A 14,817-nucleotide genomic window follows, 5' to 3' on the forward strand; every position below is an offset into this window, starting at 1 on the left:
TCGGGTTTGGGAGAATCCCAAAAATTAATAAAACTTGGCAGAGAATTTTTTTTGCCAAGTTTATTTTTTTGTAAGTGCATATGCACTTACTGTGCTTGCTACAAATGAGAGATTAGTAAAAGATGCTTCAGAACCTTTCCTTATTTATTTCCTGATATTGTTCAATAGTCTTCTTTAAAGAATAGCATTCGTTTATTTTAGCGTTTAGCACTTCATAATCCTTCATCTTTTTAGACTTGTCTGAAGATAATTTTTTAAACTTTTCTGAAAGAGAATGGATATTAGAATTAACTAGCCCCTTTTCTAATAAATTTTTATAAGCCTTTTCATATAAGGTAATTTGATATTTATAGGTTTCATAAAAATCTTTATCGTTGGGATCAGACTGGTAGGCATCATAAGTTTTTTTGTAAATTTTTAAGAGATGGAGTTCTTCTACTACTTCTTTAATATCATCCATTTCCTTTTCAATTTTTTTGATTTCTATTAAGGTATTTTGTCTCTCTGACGCTTGATTTTGGATAAGACTTTCTAATTCGGAATAGTCCTTAATATTATTTTTTCTAAGTTCATTTAATGTTTCAGCAGTAAGTTTCATATTAAATCTATTAGCCCATACTTCATAGCCTATAGACCTTTTAACTTTGGGATTTTTATTTATGCTTACTAGGTTTCTATGTCTTAAAGATTTCTTTTCAAGATTATAAGTTGAATTATGAATTTTATTTTTATCAAGACTCTTGATACGCTTTTTGATTTCTTCTTCGGTATAATCAGGTCCAATGGTTTTTGATCTGGTAAATCTAGTTTGATTTTTGTGCTTAAAAGAGATATATTTCCCAAACTTAATTTCATAGTTGAATGACTCCATAATCTTTAAAAAATTGTCATAAGAGTTTGACATTAAAACAGCCTTGTCTATAGCTACTTGTAATTTATATTTCCAGGAATTACCTTTCTTAAATTCCATATACTCCTTATATGATTTACCTTTGGTAGAGTAAAGCTTTTTAAACTGTCTATACTCTTCATCAATAACACTGAGATGATATTTTTCACATAGCTCATCACTTATATTTCTAATTTGGTGATAAGACTTCTTATTACTTTGATAGGCCTTGCCAGTTTTGAAATTGACATTACTAAAAAGTATATGATTATGAATATGGCCCTTATCAATGTGAGTGGTTAGAACATATTCATATTCTCCTTTTAAAATTTCTTCACAAAGTTGTATTCCAATTTCATGAGCAATATCTGGTGTAACTTCACCAGGAAGAAAAGCTTGTATTAAATGTCTTGCTAGGACTTTTGTTTTTGAATTACACTCAGCTCTAGTCTGCTCAAATTCTAAATGAGCAGTATCAGGATTGCACAAAAAAGAAGAGATTAAAATTTGTTCATCTGTTTTATCTTTATCCATTATATAATCCAAGGCCAAATTAAGGGTGGATTTAATAGGGTGTATTTTTGTAACCGCCATTATTTTTCCTCCAAAGATTTAGTGGAAGGGAAAGAGGTATTGAAGAGTTTCTTTCTCATCTCAATAATCATTTTATTTTGCTCTTTAAGTAATTTCTTTAAGTCGTCTATATCCTCTTTATAAATCATACCAGTTTGATTTGTGCGTTTAGCAATTTGATTAATTGATCCCGTAGTCCTACCTATAGAAGAAGACATTTCTCTAAAAGGATTCATATCCAAAACAAATATCTCTTTTTCTAGGATACATTTTAAAATAAATTGTCTTAGGGATTTACATTCTGACAACTTATATTTTTCATTCAAAATTTCTTTTTCTTCATCTGATAGCATGATATAAATACCATTAGGTCTTTCTCGATTTGTCATATAATCATCTCCTTATAAATTAGTTGTTTTTTTAATTCTTAAATTTCTATAGTAAAAGAAAGCAGAGCAACCATAGATTTGGCTGCTCTGCTTTTAAATGTGACTGTTTTTTTCAATCCTCAGCTATATTAGATTATAATATCTTTTCTTTTATATTACCAGTTAACAAATCATGTTTAAAAACAAATTGAAAAATAGTATAATTGTAACTAAGAATAAGCAAGAAAAAATTTTGACGGTGATTAACAATGAGTAAAATAGCGATTATAGATGATGATATTTCAATCGTTGAACTTCTAACAGCCTGTTTAGTACGTGAAGATTATGAAGTTGTAGCTTTTGTAGATTCGAAAAAAGGATTGGAATATCTATTAAGAAATCCTGTAGATGGCCTTATTTTGGACATCATGATGCCACAAGTAGATGGACTATCTATTCTAAAAATTTTAAAAGAAAAATATGACTATCCTATTATCTTACTTACAGCTAAAACAGAACAAAATGACGTTTTGACAGGATTATATTCTGGAGCAAGTGATTATGTAAAAAAACCTTTTGACATAGCCGAATTGGTACAAAGGTTAAAAATTCATTTGATGAATAAAGAAGTTCACGAAAATGTGCTACAATCAATCACTTATAGAAATTTAAACATAAATGAATCCACTCATGAATTTTCAATCAATAATCATTGTCTTTGTCTTACTCCTGTAGAGTTTAAAATCATGAAGACATTGATGGAGAAAACAAACCAAGTTATTTCCTCTGAAAATATTTTTGAAAGTGTATGGGGGGAAGAGTATCTTGAAAAAGACTCAAATACTGTGAGTGTGCATATTAGAAACATAAGAACAAAAATAAAACAATTAGGAGAGGATTGTAGTTTTTTAAAAACTATATGGGGAGTAGGGTATAAAATTGAATAAGAAAAAATGGTTAAAAAAATTAGCAATAATTTTCTTTGTAATGTCAATAATAATTATTATTTTGAAAGCGATTAATTATACAGCATCATTTGAATTAGGAAATAAATTTATAAGCATATATATGAAGGATTCTTATGTTAGTGATAATATTGAAGGAATTAGTGGAATTCTTTTATGGGGTAAGCTAAAATCTGATATTTTAATTTTTATTTGCCTAATTCTTATTATATTAGTTTTAACATATATAATAACAGGCTATTTTATAGAAAAGAACACAAAATTAAATATTGAAAAAAATTGTATAAGGATTATGAAATGTTATATTAATCATATAGATTTGTCAGAAGAAGATAAAAGAGAGGAGTTCTATGAAGCTCTTACTGAATTGAGCACAAAATACTTAATAGTAAATAGATATAGTAACAATTACTTAATTAAAGATGAAATGATTGCTGATTTTGCACACGATATTAGAACACCCTTATCATCAATCATAGGATTCTTGACTCTTATAAAAAATGATAATGATATGTCTGAAAAATCACGTGATAAATATATAAACACTTTGTTAGAAAAATCTTACGAAGTACAATCACAACTAGAAGATTTATTTTATATCTCAAAATATAATTTTGAACATAAAAACAAATCTAAAAAAGAAGAGAATTTAAAATTATTCTTAGATCAAATTTCAGACGAATTATATCCAGAGTACTCAAACAAAGGTCTAATTATTGATATAAATGTGGATGATAGTATTAGAATAATAGCAAATCTAGAAGAACTGGCGAAAGCATTAGTAAATATTATTACTAATGCAGTGAAGTATACAAAAGAATTTTCGACTATTAAAATTAAAGCAAAAATTACTGATGGATTACTGAATATAGAGATATCAAATAAATCTGAATATATTTCTGAAAAAGATTTAAGTAGAGTGTTTAATAGATTTTATAGAGTAGACCAATCTAGAAATCCCAATATAGGCGGAAGTGGTCTAGGTTTAGCTATTAGTAAAGCTATAATTGAAAATATGGGTGGTACAATTAAAGCAGAATATCAAGGTGGAAACTTTATAATAAAAATTTTCCTACCAAATTTAATATCTTGCGACTACTAAAACTTCATAAAATATTCATTTTTTCTTGCGGATTTATGAACAAACGTCTTCATGCAAAGTTATATAATAATTTATAACAAGCATGGAGATTTTTTATATTAGGAGGCAGCAATGATAAAGGAAGACATATTGGATAAAATTAAAAGTAAAATTCAATGTAGGAACTATAAACGATTAGGCCGCTGCTTTGAAAGCAATAATAAAAAATATTTTTATGACTTAGGTACTGGGAAAATATTTCTAGTCGAGCCTGAAGTATTTGATTTATTAAATTTAATTCTTGATAATAAATGGGATGAAGCTGTAAAAATTAGTAGTCAGTCGAAATCAGACGTTTACGAATCTATTATTAACGAAAATATATTACTAGCTCCAGAATTAAATTCTTATATAGGAGTTCAGATTAGCGATTTGGAAAATCAACTACTTAGAAACAGGGCTCAAATCACTCTTGAATTAACTGAAAAGTGTAATATGAGATGTAAGTATTGCATTTATCAGGAAGGGCAGGGTGGATATAGAGAATTTGGAAATCATGATATGACTTTTGAAGTCGCAAAATTAGCAATAGATGATTTAATCGAACACAGTCAAGATGAAAAGGTGATTTTTGTAAGCTTTTATGGCGGCGAGCCACTTTTAAAGTTTGATTTATTGAAACAATGTATAGATTATTGTGAAACAATTAAGGGAAAAAATATATCTTACGCTTTGACCACTAACGGAACACTAGTGGATAGAGATATGGCTAACTATTTTTCAAGGTTAGGAGAAAGAATACATATTACCATAAGTTTGGATGGTCCTAAATATATGAATGATAAATACAGAGTTTATGGTGATGGCAAGGGAACATTTGATGATGCTGTAAGGGGAGCAAAACTGATTATAAATGAATTTAGCAAAAATGGAAGTAAATTATCTTTAGGAATAAATTCAGTTTTATCAGAATATCATGAACATGACTTGAACAGTATAGAGCATTATTTTGAAAGTCAAGAATGGTTACCAAGTGATGTAGTCTTCACATCTTCTTTTGTTGCAACCAAGGATAAAGAAATGGATTATTTAGGTATCGATAGTCCTATTGAAGAAGAAATAATTTGCAACAGTAAAAAAATCAAAGGATACTTTGATCCGTTATTTGACTGGGCAAGTCCTAGTGAAAATGAGAATATTACATCAAAAATAATAGCCAAGGATAATGTTATTAAAGAGCTAGCAATGATACATCGAAGGTTGTTATTTGATAGTCCTATGGAGTCTTATTATATGTGCGGATGTTGTGTTCCAGGAGCAAGAAGGGTGTATGTTACAACAAAAGGAGAATATTTAATATGCGAGAAACTTGGAGAAGCACCAGACATAGGAAATGTTTATGAAGGTTTAGATTTAGGCAAAATAAAAAAACATTATGTAACAGATTATTGTGAGCAAACTATTCCATATTGCAATGATTGTTGGGCGGTGCATTTATGTGGGATGTGCTATATGAATTGTTATGATCATGAAGGTATAAATCTAAAATTAAGGCACAGTAAGTGCATAATGAATAGGATATATATAGAAAAAAATCTTGAATTATATCATAAAATCTTAGAATTAAATTCAGAAGCTTTATCAATATTGGATGATTATGACTTTAGTTAAGTCAATAATCATAAATTGTAATTGGAAAAACTAAAATATGAGGAGGTGAGACAATGAAACTAGTAAATCCATTAGGAAGAAAACCTAGCGAAGTTTTTGACAATGGCGGTGCAACTCCAATGGCTTGTATGTGTTCAGGAGAAAAAGCGTACGCTACAGCAAGAGGTACAGACAAGTGTTTCAAGTGCGGATGTTCTTGTTCTTCTACTAAATATAGTGCTAATAATTCAAAAAAATCATTTTGGACTATAAGAGGATCTGGAGATATAGAGTAGTTGTAACTTAATAGGAAAAAAACAGATATCAGCAAGCCATTATCAAAATTTTTTGCTATTGCTTGCTGATATTTTTAGGTGAAAATATGAATTTAAAAAAAATATCAAAACAATACGGTAAAAAGACAGTCTTAAAAGAGATAAATACGGAAATAGGACATGGAATCTATGGTTTGTTAGGAGCTAATGGGGCAGGTAAAAGCACCTTAATGAAAATTATGATTGGGGAGGTAAAAGAAAGTTCAGGAAAAATTATTTATGAAAATGAAAATAATAGCCAGGAGAGCTTTTTCTCTACTTTAGGCTATCTTCCTCAAAATTTCAGAGCACCAAAAGAAATGAAAGTATTTGATTATTTACGATATATAGCTGTATATAAAGGGATTAAGGATGAAAAGATAAAAGCAAACATTCAAGAGCTTTGTCAAGATTTAAACCTAAGTGAATACATTCAAAATAGGATTGGAGACCTTTCAGGGGGAACTTTGCAAAGAGTGGGTATAGCTCAAGCTTTATTGGGAAACCCAAGTTTTATTATCCTAGATGAACCATCAAGTGGCTTAGATATAAGCGAGAGAAGAAATCTTAAAGAGTTTATTTCAAGAAAATCTAGAGATAAATCCATTATTATTTCAACTCATATAATATCGGATATTGAGTACATTGTAGATCATCTTTTAATTATTAAAGCAGGAAGAATTTTACAAGATATTAGCTATAAGGAAGCTATTAAGTCTTTAGATGGATGTGTATGGGAAGATTATTTAAATAATGAACAGATAACACATGGAGAAAAATTAATTCAATCCATGGGTGGTGTTACTACAAATCTTGATAGAGAAGATAATAGTCGAAATCACATTCGATATGTTGGAAAAGAAAAATTAACGAACAATTCCGTTTATAAAGAGCCTGAACTGAATGATTTTTATCTATGGACAATAGAAGGGGGCAGATAATGAAAACTTTAAAATTGGAATTAAAAAACATATTTTGTAAAAAGATCAATCTGCTCTTTTTAGTATTTGTACTAGGAATAGGCATAGTAACGGCTTTCTTCTTTTTAAAGGGAGTCAGTGCAGATAAAGTTTTAGAAGATGGAAGCATACAAATTGTAAAAGGCAAAGAAGCCATTGAACTTATTAATGAATATGATAAAGAGATTGCAGGAGAGATAACAGAAGATAAGCTTATGATGGCTAGGGATATCTTTAACAGCACTTGGGACTCAGAGAAAGAAAAAAGAAACATAACAAAAAAACTTCTAGAAATAGAAAGTTTAATAGGTCCTATGGACTCTTTACGCTTTCCCATTAAAGATAAAATGACCATCGTAAAATGGGATGATGTAGACATACCTATTGAATATGCCAGAGACTACTATAGCCTTCGTCAAGATATGCTTAAGAAATATACGGATGATATAAAGGATCAAAAAATAGTTGAGAAAATTTGGAAGATGGAGGAGAAAGTAGACAAACCCTTTGTTATGGGGATTAATCACAATGTTTGGGGAGACAGCATTGAATGGCTTTCCATGCTGATCATTATCTGTCTCATTCTTATTATCTTTGTTTCCGCCACAATTTTTACAGAGGCGAAGGAAAATGGATTGTATGAGATTGTGGCAAGGACAGCTTTAGGACAAAAGAAGTTTCACTCTTCTAAACTAATAGCAGGCACTATTTTCAATGCACTAATCTATCTTTTAATGATGCTTTCATATTTAGCTATAGTATATCTAGCATTAGGTGGAGATGGATTAAAGACAAGCTTCCAAATTGACATGGCTTTTTCTCCAGGAAATTTAACTTATAAAAAGGTTATTCTAATTCAAATAATTGGGGGATTTATTGGTAGTTTAGCTTTGGGATCTTTAGCCATGCTGGTCTCTTCAAAATCAAAGAAATCAAAAATAGCTTTAACGATTATGATATCAAGTTTTGCAATTTATGGATTACTAGCTATTTTCATAAGGCCAGAATCAAAATTAATTCAATATATTATGAACCTAAGTCCCTGTGGTATAAGCCAAGTGTTTTTCCAACTACCATTTCCTAACTATATCCATTTAGGGTTGGTAATGTGGTTGCCTTATGTCATGTTAATATTTGGATTAGTACAATTAATTATATATGACTATTTAACGGTCAAATTAAATAGATAATGATGTGTAAATGATATGATAAAGACACTTTGTAGGTCACTAGCAACAGTATTTAGCAACTCTAAACTTTTATTTATTTTAAACTTTATTATTATAATTATTTCTGGAATAATTTCTGGAATTAATGTCTATTCAATCCAACAATTAGTAAATGGAATACAAGATGCGATAATTAAAGGGACGAGTATAAGTAAAAACATAATGTTGTTTATCAGCGTTAATCTGATAATTATTATTGTGCAAAATATTAGATCTTACACTAATCAAATGATTGCTATTAATCTCGATTATAACTTGGATAATGAATACTTAATAAAATGTTCAACCTTAGACCTTAAAGATTTTGAAAATGAAGATGTATATACTACCATAACAAAGGCCTATAGCTTAGGAAAATTAAAAGTTCAAGATATCTATTTTAATTTTTTGCAGCTGGTTGAAAGTATAATCTCAATGATTTCAGTTATTTTTGCTGTTAGGTCTATAGATAGTTATCTTTTAGGGGTTATCATTATAATTCCAATATTTTCTACTATTTCAAGTATTAAGATTGGAAAATATGCTTATGATAAAGAAAAAGAAAATATTAAGCATCAAAGGAAGAGTGATTATTTTAGCTATTTATTGACAAATAATATTGCTATCAAAGAAATCATCAGCTTTAATATTGCTAACTATTTAATAGAAAAGTTTAAAAGGCACAAAGACATTGTAAAGAACACCAATAAATCTATATTAAAATTGCACATTACAAAAAATATATTAGTTTCGATTTTAGAAATTACAATCAAAGTATTTTTGATAGTTACAGTTATTATCAAATCTATCAATAATAATGGAAAAATTGGTAACATAATGGGATATATTTATTCATTAGATTTAATTGAGAACAAACTCAACAATCTACTTTCTAGCATCACAGAAATATATAAGAGCAAATTATATGTGGACAATTATTATGAATTTCTAGACACAAATGTTGGCAATGTTTGCAAAGGAAAGAATCTAGTTTACAAAAAAATAGCTAGCATAGAAATTAAAAACTTATCATTTGGATATAATGGGTTAAAAAAAGATTTATCTAATATAGATTTAAATATAAAAAAGGACAGACCAATTGTAATTTTAGGAACAAATGGTTCTGGCAAAAGCACATTAATCAAAATATTAGCTGGTTTATATGATGATTTTGAAGGAGAGATTTTTGTTAATGGTATGTCGTTAAGAAAAATTAATAAAAACAATTATAGAGAAAAAATTACTGTAATATTTCAAGATTTCAACCAATACGAGCTTTCTCTAAGGGAAAATATTGCTTTTTCAAAGATAAGTCATATAAATAATAGTAAAAAAATCAGTAGAGCTATAAACAAAGTAGGGTTGAGTGATGTAGTGGATAGTTTTGAACATAGACTAGACACACAAATGGGATGCTGGTTTGGAGGTAGAGAATTGTCAAAGGGCCAATGGCAAAGAATAGCACTAGCAAGAGTATTATTCAGAGATGCGGACATTGTAATATTAGATGAACCAACCTCAGCACTTGATCCAATAATTGAAAAAGAAATTTTTTCTTTGATTAATGATATAGCTAAAGATAAAATATTGATATTAGTTACTCACAGGGTTGAAAACATAAAAAAATATGATCCATGGTATGTCTTTATGGAAAAAGGAAGAATAGTGAATCAAGGGCTATATGAAGATATAAAAGATACTTCTGCATATAAGAAACTTACTGTATAATATATAATGATAAAAAATAAAAGCAAGATTGATGAAACACTTCGAATCATACTTGGAGAATTGGTGATTATTGCGAGATAACTATTCTAAACACTCTTCTCTTTTTCTCCAGGGGAATATTGCAAGAACACCAATCAAAATATAATTAACAATGTTATTAAGTGTTTCATTATTCAAGAGTGGAATAAAATATTTATCTCCACCTCGTATAGCAACAATCAGAAGACAATATACAGTCATTACTCCTAGATAAGAGATGATAAAATTTAGTATACTGCCTAACAGCGGAAATAATGAATAAATTTTATTGAATATAAAGGTATAGACAGCAGCCGCAACAAGTCCTGACAATATATCCCAGAAATAAACAAAGTAACCAGAACTATGAATGATGGAGAAATGATTATGCACAAGATAAGCAATAAAAACAAAGATCACTAATTTATCTAAAGCAAAAACAGCAAATTTAGCAATAGACATACCAACAGTAAGCCAAAAGAAAAAGTATAAAATTGGCAATGCAACCAACAATAAATAAACTAAAAACATTAAAATTCACCTTCTTTCTCAAACTTATAATTTATCAATTTAATATTCAGATACATTTTTTCAACTTTTTCCTCCAAAAATAATCTCTCTTTCATAGAGAGATTATTTGCTTTAAAAACAAAATACAAATCAGAAACGGCATCTAATCCTTTAGTAACAGATTCTTTTGCCTGAATTGCCTTTTCTATATCATCATCATTCGAAATACCTAACAACAAATAATCCAATGGAACAGAAAACACCTTTGTGAGTTCTAAATAAACCCTTAAGTCCCTAGGAATACTTTCCCCTTTTTCCCAAGAAATATAACTTCTGTTAGATACCCTTAGCCGTTTAGAAAGTTCCTCTTGGGTCAATCCCTTTTCAGATCTCAATAATTTAATCTTTTCGTGGAATTTCAAAATACCTCTCCTCTTACCATTTAAATAAATAATAACTTCTATTATAATAAAAATATGAAGTAAAAGCTATAAAAATATAAAAAAACATGAATTAAAAGCAAGCTTATATGCAGCTCGACGCAGAAGCGTTTAGAAAAGCTGTCAAGGGCATGCATCACTTTCTAAAAGATAGGCGACGAGTCTATCTTTTTTTTGCTAAAAGGGAAGTGAGTATGTCATATATCAGAGGCCCTCCTCAAGCTATCTATTGATAACAATTACTAATATCAAGGCCTGAAGGAGGAAAAATGAATACGAATAATAAAAATGGATATTACCATGGAAAATACTATATAGAGGGTAAAGAAGTGGAACTTCCTGATAATATAAAGGAAATTTTTGAAGAAGCAAGAAAGGCTGAACAAAGAATATTAAGACAAGAAAGAAGGTATGGTGTTTACTCATCGTCAAACTATATGCTAAAGAGTAGTGAACAAAATGGAAGCCCGCAGGAAGACTACATTGAAAGTTTAGAAGATAAGACATCCAATATAGAAGAAAAAATCTTGAAGAATGAAGAAATTTTGAGGGTCAAAGAATCGTTTTCAGAGCTAGATAAAGAAGAATTAAGGCTAATTAAACTTCTTATAGAAAAAGAATTGACTGAAAGAGAGATAGGAAAAATCTTAGGAATTTCTCAAGTAGCAGTTAATAAAAGAAAACATAAGGTTTTTGACAAATTAAGGACTCTCTTAAAAGATTTGATGACAACATTTATGTAAGTTTAGAAACAATCCCCATGAAAAAAATGGGGATTATTTTTTATTTAAATATCTTTATAAATTTGGTTATCAAACCACTCTTTTCTGTCCCTATATATAAGGGGGTAAATTTTACTTTCCTTTAAACATAAATTGAACCATGACAACTTAATAGACCAATACAGGACGTTAACTACTTGTGGAGCCTTATAAGATTTTCGCCAAGACTTTTCTGCTGAGGTAGAACTCGGTTTAAATGAATACTCTGCTGATACCAGAAGGATAAAAGGAAACGAGCGATAAAAGAGATTATAGATTCAGCTTTGGCAACTGATGCTTTGATACAAGTAGGGATAATGATACTTCTAAAGTTGTTGCCGGCCCATCTAGAAAAGGGGCGGTGGTGAAATTCCAATGTCGTGGCCTACACGCCTGTCAATGTCAAAAAACTTATATTTAATTTAATAAAATAAGGAGGCTTTCGTGAAAAATAAACATAATGATAAAAAGTTTGTTAGATATAAAGAAGGTGCAGAACTTTATTCAATGAGTCAAAGTAAATTTGAAGAATTAGCAAAAGAAGCGGGAGCTGTCTATAAGCTAAATAAAATTGTTCTTGTAAACTGTGAAATACTAAATGAATACTTAGAAACATTCAGGTTACCAGGTATATAAAAGATAATTTGGAAAGGGGGTTTATGATTGACAAAGTGTCGGACAAAAAGTATAATATAGATAAGTTATGAGAATAGAAAAGGAGGAAAACTTGGTAAAAACAGGAAGACCAAAAATTAAAAATCCAAGTACGAAACGAGTTACAGTAAGATTTACAGAAGAAGAATACTTGGAACTGAAGAAGTATATAAAATCTCATAATTTATCCCTTACTCAAGCAGTAAAAAAAGGTTTGACTTTATTGTACAAAGAACAATAAACTGGCATTTTGCATGAAATCTCTTTTCAAAAGGAAGGAGATCATGAATGGTAGCTAGAAAAGATAATAAAGGAAGAGCTTTAAGGAAGGGCGAAACTTATAGAGAAAGTGACAATAGATATTCATATTCTTATAAAGACATATATGGAAAAAGAAAATTTATCTATGCAAAGGATCTAAAAAAACTTCGTGAACGTGAGGCAATTCTCTTCAAAGACCAGTTAGATGGTCTAGATGTATATGTTGCTGGCAAAGCAAAACTTAATTTTGTATTTGATAGATATATTTCTACAAAAACAGAACTAAGAGAAACCACTTATACAAACTATGTCTATATGTATGATAGATTCATAAGAGATGGGTTTGGTGAAAATAAAATTGGAGACATAAAATATTCCGATGTTCTTTATTTTTATTATGACCTTATCAATAATAAGGGTTTACAAATCAACTCATTAGAAACGATTCATACAATTTTACATCCTACCTTTCAGTTAGCGGTTAGAGATGAAATCATTAGAAATAATCCCAGCGATGGCGTTATGGCTGAAATAAAAAAGAAAAGTAAGGACAAAAAGAAAACCAGGCATGCTTTAACAGTAGAGCAACAAAGGGCTTTTATGAATTATATTGCAGAAAGCCCAGTATATAACAACTGGAACTTAATCTTTACAGTTTTATTAGGTACGGGATGTAGGATAGGAGAAGTAGTTGGACTTAGATGGTCTGATGTAGATTTTGAAAATAGGACTATAGACATTAATCATAGTATGACTTATTATCCAAGAAAAAAAGATACTTATAAGTGCGAGTTTAAGGTATCTTTACCTAAAACGGAAGCAGGAATAAGAGTTATACCGATGATGGAGCCAGTGTATGAAGTCTTGAAGGAAGAATATGATAAAAGAAAAAAAGAAGGTTTTTGTCCGGTAGTGGTAGATGGGATGACTGGATTTATCTTTATAAATCGTTTTGGAATGATTCACAATCCAGCATCAATTAATAGAGCTATAAGAAGGATATATGAGTCATACAATGCAGAAGAGATAGTAAAGGCAAAAAAGGAAAAAAGAGAACCTTTGTTAATTCCTCACTTTTCCTGCCATCATTTGAGGCATACATTTTGCTCAAGATTTTGTGAAAACGAAACGAATATAAAAGTTATTCAACAAATTATGGGACATGCTAGTGTAGAAACTACAATGGATATATATGCTGAAGTAAATGATGGGAAATTGCAAGAATCCATGGAGGCGTTAGCCAGGAATCTAGATGTGTTTTAAATCATGAATTTCGAAAGACCACACAAAAACTAAGGACAACAAAAAAGACAACAAAATCTTCATTAATACTAAGCAATGGCACTGGACAATACTTTTACTAAATGGCTATATTATGGGATAAACTGGAACTTTAAGGAATGGTACGTTATCCGAGAAACTATTCCCAACAATGAAGCCAATAGGCTTAGAAAAGGCAGAAAATAGGGATTCGTCAAAAGAAACTTACGAAACTTACGACAAACTTACGACAGAAAAAATCGACTTATCAAAAGTAAAAGTAGAGCCATTATTTGAAGATATGGTTGATTTTGATACATTCTCAAAGTCTGATTTTAGAGTTGTAAAAGTTAAGAACTGCGAAGAAGTTCCAAAGTCAAAAAAACTTTTGAAATTTACATTAGATGATGGTTCTGAAAAAGAAAGAGTTATTTTATCTGGTATTAAGGAATATTACAGCGCAGAGAGCTTAATTGGAAAGACACTGCTTGCGATTTGTAATCTTCCTCCTCGTAAGATGATGGGAATCGACTCAGAAGGTATGATTATATCTGCAATTTGCGAGTACGACGGAGAAGAAAAACTTAACTTAATAATGTTGGATGATAATATTCCAGCAGGATCAAAATTATATTAAAGGACACGCTAATTATGAAACTGGGGTTTGTTACGAATCCCAGTTTAATTTTTAGGGGTATGTATGAGATGGATAATTAGAATAATTTTATTACCGATAAGATTAGTGTTGAGTTTGCTCATAGCTTTTTTCACTTTTATATTAAGTTTGAGTACTGCGTTGTTAAGCGTAGTTTCTACTTTAATTTTTATAATTGGATTAGCTAGCATATTTCAAGGAGATAAGCAAATTGTAATTGAAGCACTAATATTAGCATTTTTATTTAGTCCATTTGGATTACCTAAATTAGGTATATATATTATTGGATTATTAGAATTATTAAACTATACAATAAAATCAATTTGAAGAAAAATAAATATTAGACAATCGTAGACGATAGAAAGTAATAATTCTGTCGTCTTTTTTTTATTTCAAAGAAAGACTAACTATTAAAAGTCAAGAGGTGAAACAAAGAAAATATAAGTAATGATATTGATAAAAACTGAATAAAAATAAGCATGAAAAAGCACCCTAAAGTTTAAGATTAAAAATAGGGTAAGTA

The 14,817-nt window shown here is 29.5% G+C and carries 16 protein-coding genes and 1 pseudogene; 13 read left to right on the forward strand and 4 right to left on the reverse strand.

Annotated elements, in window-relative coordinates; all coding sequences use genetic code 11:
• Positions 1–127 precede the first annotated feature (127 nt).
• Together ACU68U_RS01805 and ACU68U_RS01810 are read right to left on the reverse strand one after the other, a co-directional pair.
• Entirely contained in the window at positions 128–1,483 is a 1,356-nt protein-coding gene (locus tag ACU68U_RS01805) for a relaxase/mobilization nuclease domain-containing protein (protein WP_282924707.1), read from the reverse strand.
• Entirely contained in the window at positions 1,483–1,851 is a 369-nt protein-coding gene (locus ACU68U_RS01810) for a plasmid mobilization protein (RefSeq protein WP_101540588.1), read from the reverse strand. The genes ACU68U_RS01805 and ACU68U_RS01810 overlap by 1 nt, the downstream gene beginning before the upstream one ends.
• Positions 1,852–2,099: 248 nt before the next feature.
• Between ACU68U_RS01810 and ACU68U_RS01815 the strand changes: the two genes are divergently transcribed.
• From ACU68U_RS01815 to ACU68U_RS01845, 7 genes are all read left to right on the forward strand, one after another.
• The gene (locus ACU68U_RS01815) at positions 2,100–2,777 is read left to right on the forward strand and encodes a response regulator transcription factor (protein ID WP_282924706.1); all 678 of its coding nucleotides are present in this window, start codon (positions 2,100–2,102) and stop codon (positions 2,775–2,777) included.
• Entirely contained in the window at positions 2,770–3,897 is a 1,128-nt protein-coding gene (locus tag ACU68U_RS01820; protein WP_282924705.1) for a sensor histidine kinase, read from the forward strand. The genes ACU68U_RS01815 and ACU68U_RS01820 overlap by 8 nt, the downstream gene beginning before the upstream one ends.
• Positions 3,898–4,008: 111 nt before the next feature.
• Complete coding sequence (locus tag ACU68U_RS01825; RefSeq protein WP_282924704.1) at positions 4,009–5,547, forward strand: radical SAM protein; 1,539 nt, start codon at positions 4,009–4,011, stop codon at positions 5,545–5,547.
• 53 nt (positions 5,548–5,600) lie between these two features.
• Positions 5,601–5,822 carry an Apre_1838 family putative sactipeptide bacteriocin gene (locus ACU68U_RS01830; protein WP_019035150.1) on the forward strand — a complete coding sequence of 74 codons (222 nt, stop codon included), beginning with the start codon at positions 5,601–5,603 and terminating at the stop codon, positions 5,820–5,822.
• 86 nt (positions 5,823–5,908) lie between these two features.
• Positions 5,909–6,781: an ATP-binding cassette domain-containing protein gene (locus ACU68U_RS01835; protein WP_282924703.1), complete on the forward strand. Its 873-nt coding sequence runs from the start codon at positions 5,909–5,911 to the stop codon at positions 6,779–6,781.
• Entirely contained in the window at positions 6,781–7,989 is a 1,209-nt protein-coding gene (locus ACU68U_RS01840; RefSeq protein ID WP_282924702.1) for an ABC transporter permease, read from the forward strand. Before ACU68U_RS01835 ends, ACU68U_RS01840 begins: the two co-directional genes overlap by 1 nt.
• A 15-nt stretch (positions 7,990–8,004) precedes the next feature.
• Entirely contained in the window at positions 8,005–9,735 is a 1,731-nt protein-coding gene (locus ACU68U_RS01845) for an ATP-binding cassette domain-containing protein (protein ID WP_110058330.1), read from the forward strand.
• Between the two features lie 81 nt (positions 9,736–9,816).
• Here the strand turns inward: ACU68U_RS01845 and ACU68U_RS01850 are convergent, their stop codons facing one another.
• Both ACU68U_RS01850 and ACU68U_RS01855 read right to left on the reverse strand, forming a co-directional pair.
• Positions 9,817–10,284, reverse strand: coding sequence for a conjugal transfer protein (locus ACU68U_RS01850; RefSeq protein WP_110058331.1), 468 nt, complete (start codon positions 10,282–10,284; stop codon positions 9,817–9,819).
• Entirely contained in the window at positions 10,284–10,685 is a 402-nt protein-coding gene (locus ACU68U_RS01855; RefSeq protein ID WP_282924701.1) for a helix-turn-helix domain-containing protein, read from the reverse strand. The genes ACU68U_RS01850 and ACU68U_RS01855 overlap by 1 nt, the downstream gene beginning before the upstream one ends.
• A gap of 287 nt (positions 10,686–10,972) precedes the next feature.
• Between ACU68U_RS01855 and ACU68U_RS01860 the strand changes: the two genes are divergently transcribed.
• The 6 genes and pseudogenes from ACU68U_RS01860 to ACU68U_RS01885 all read left to right on the forward strand — a co-directional run bounded on the left by ACU68U_RS01860 (position 10,973) and on the right by ACU68U_RS01885 (position 14,621).
• Complete coding sequence (locus ACU68U_RS01860) at positions 10,973–11,446, forward strand: sigma-70 family RNA polymerase sigma factor (RefSeq protein ID WP_110058332.1); 474 nt, start codon at positions 10,973–10,975, stop codon at positions 11,444–11,446.
• 462 nt (positions 11,447–11,908) lie between these two features.
• Positions 11,909–12,100, forward strand: coding sequence for a DUF6462 family protein (locus ACU68U_RS01865; protein ID WP_019035163.1), 192 nt, complete (start codon positions 11,909–11,911; stop codon positions 12,098–12,100).
• Between the two features lie 67 nt (positions 12,101–12,167).
• A complete protein-coding gene (locus ACU68U_RS01870; protein WP_249033615.1) occupies positions 12,168–12,359 on the forward strand; it encodes a CopG family transcriptional regulator in 192 nt (63 codons plus the stop codon).
• A 47-nt stretch (positions 12,360–12,406) separates the two neighbouring features.
• Positions 12,407–13,642, forward strand: a complete 1,236-nt coding sequence (locus ACU68U_RS01875) for a site-specific integrase (RefSeq protein WP_282924700.1) — start codon at positions 12,407–12,409, stop codon at positions 13,640–13,642.
• A gap of 157 nt (positions 13,643–13,799) precedes the next feature.
• Positions 13,800–14,276 (forward strand): annotated as a pseudogene (metG, locus tag ACU68U_RS01880) (methionine--tRNA ligase subunit beta); the annotation flags it as partial.
• Between the two features lie 63 nt (positions 14,277–14,339).
• Entirely contained in the window at positions 14,340–14,621 is a 282-nt protein-coding gene (locus ACU68U_RS01885) for a CD1845 family protein (protein WP_412308793.1), read from the forward strand.
• Positions 14,622–14,817 lie beyond the last annotated feature (196 nt).

This window comes from Finegoldia sp. P3-F-LR (genome assembly GCF_052932165.1).

Excerpts from the sequence above, each read along its gene's own strand:
- ACU68U_RS01805 (WP_282924707.1), bottom strand. The coding sequence starts at position 1,483 with ATGGCGGTTACAAAAATACACCCTATTAAATCCACCCTTAATTTGGCC.
- ACU68U_RS01810 (WP_101540588.1), bottom strand. The coding sequence starts at position 1,851 with ATGACAAATCGAGAAAGACCTAATGGTATTTATATCATGCTATCAGAT.
- ACU68U_RS01825 (WP_282924704.1), top strand. The coding sequence starts at position 4,009 with ATGATAAAGGAAGACATATTGGATAAAATTAAAAGTAAAATTCAATGT.
- ACU68U_RS01830 (WP_019035150.1), top strand. The coding sequence starts at position 5,601 with ATGAAACTAGTAAATCCATTAGGAAGAAAACCTAGCGAAGTTTTTGAC.
- ACU68U_RS01860 (WP_110058332.1), top strand. The coding sequence starts at position 10,973 with ATGAATACGAATAATAAAAATGGATATTACCATGGAAAATACTATATA.
- ACU68U_RS01845 (WP_110058330.1), top strand. The coding sequence starts at position 8,005 with ATGATAAAGACACTTTGTAGGTCACTAGCAACAGTATTTAGCAACTCT.
- ACU68U_RS01815 (WP_282924706.1), top strand. The coding sequence starts at position 2,100 with ATGAGTAAAATAGCGATTATAGATGATGATATTTCAATCGTTGAACTT.
- ACU68U_RS01875 (WP_282924700.1), top strand. The coding sequence starts at position 12,407 with ATGGTAGCTAGAAAAGATAATAAAGGAAGAGCTTTAAGGAAGGGCGAA.
- ACU68U_RS01885 (WP_412308793.1), top strand. The coding sequence starts at position 14,340 with ATGAGATGGATAATTAGAATAATTTTATTACCGATAAGATTAGTGTTG.
- ACU68U_RS01850 (WP_110058331.1), bottom strand. The coding sequence starts at position 10,284 with ATGTTTTTAGTTTATTTATTGTTGGTTGCATTGCCAATTTTATACTTT.
- ACU68U_RS01835 (WP_282924703.1), top strand. The coding sequence starts at position 5,909 with ATGAATTTAAAAAAAATATCAAAACAATACGGTAAAAAGACAGTCTTA.
- ACU68U_RS01870 (WP_249033615.1), top strand. The coding sequence starts at position 12,168 with ATGAGAATAGAAAAGGAGGAAAACTTGGTAAAAACAGGAAGACCAAAA.
- ACU68U_RS01840 (WP_282924702.1), top strand. The coding sequence starts at position 6,781 with ATGAAAACTTTAAAATTGGAATTAAAAAACATATTTTGTAAAAAGATC.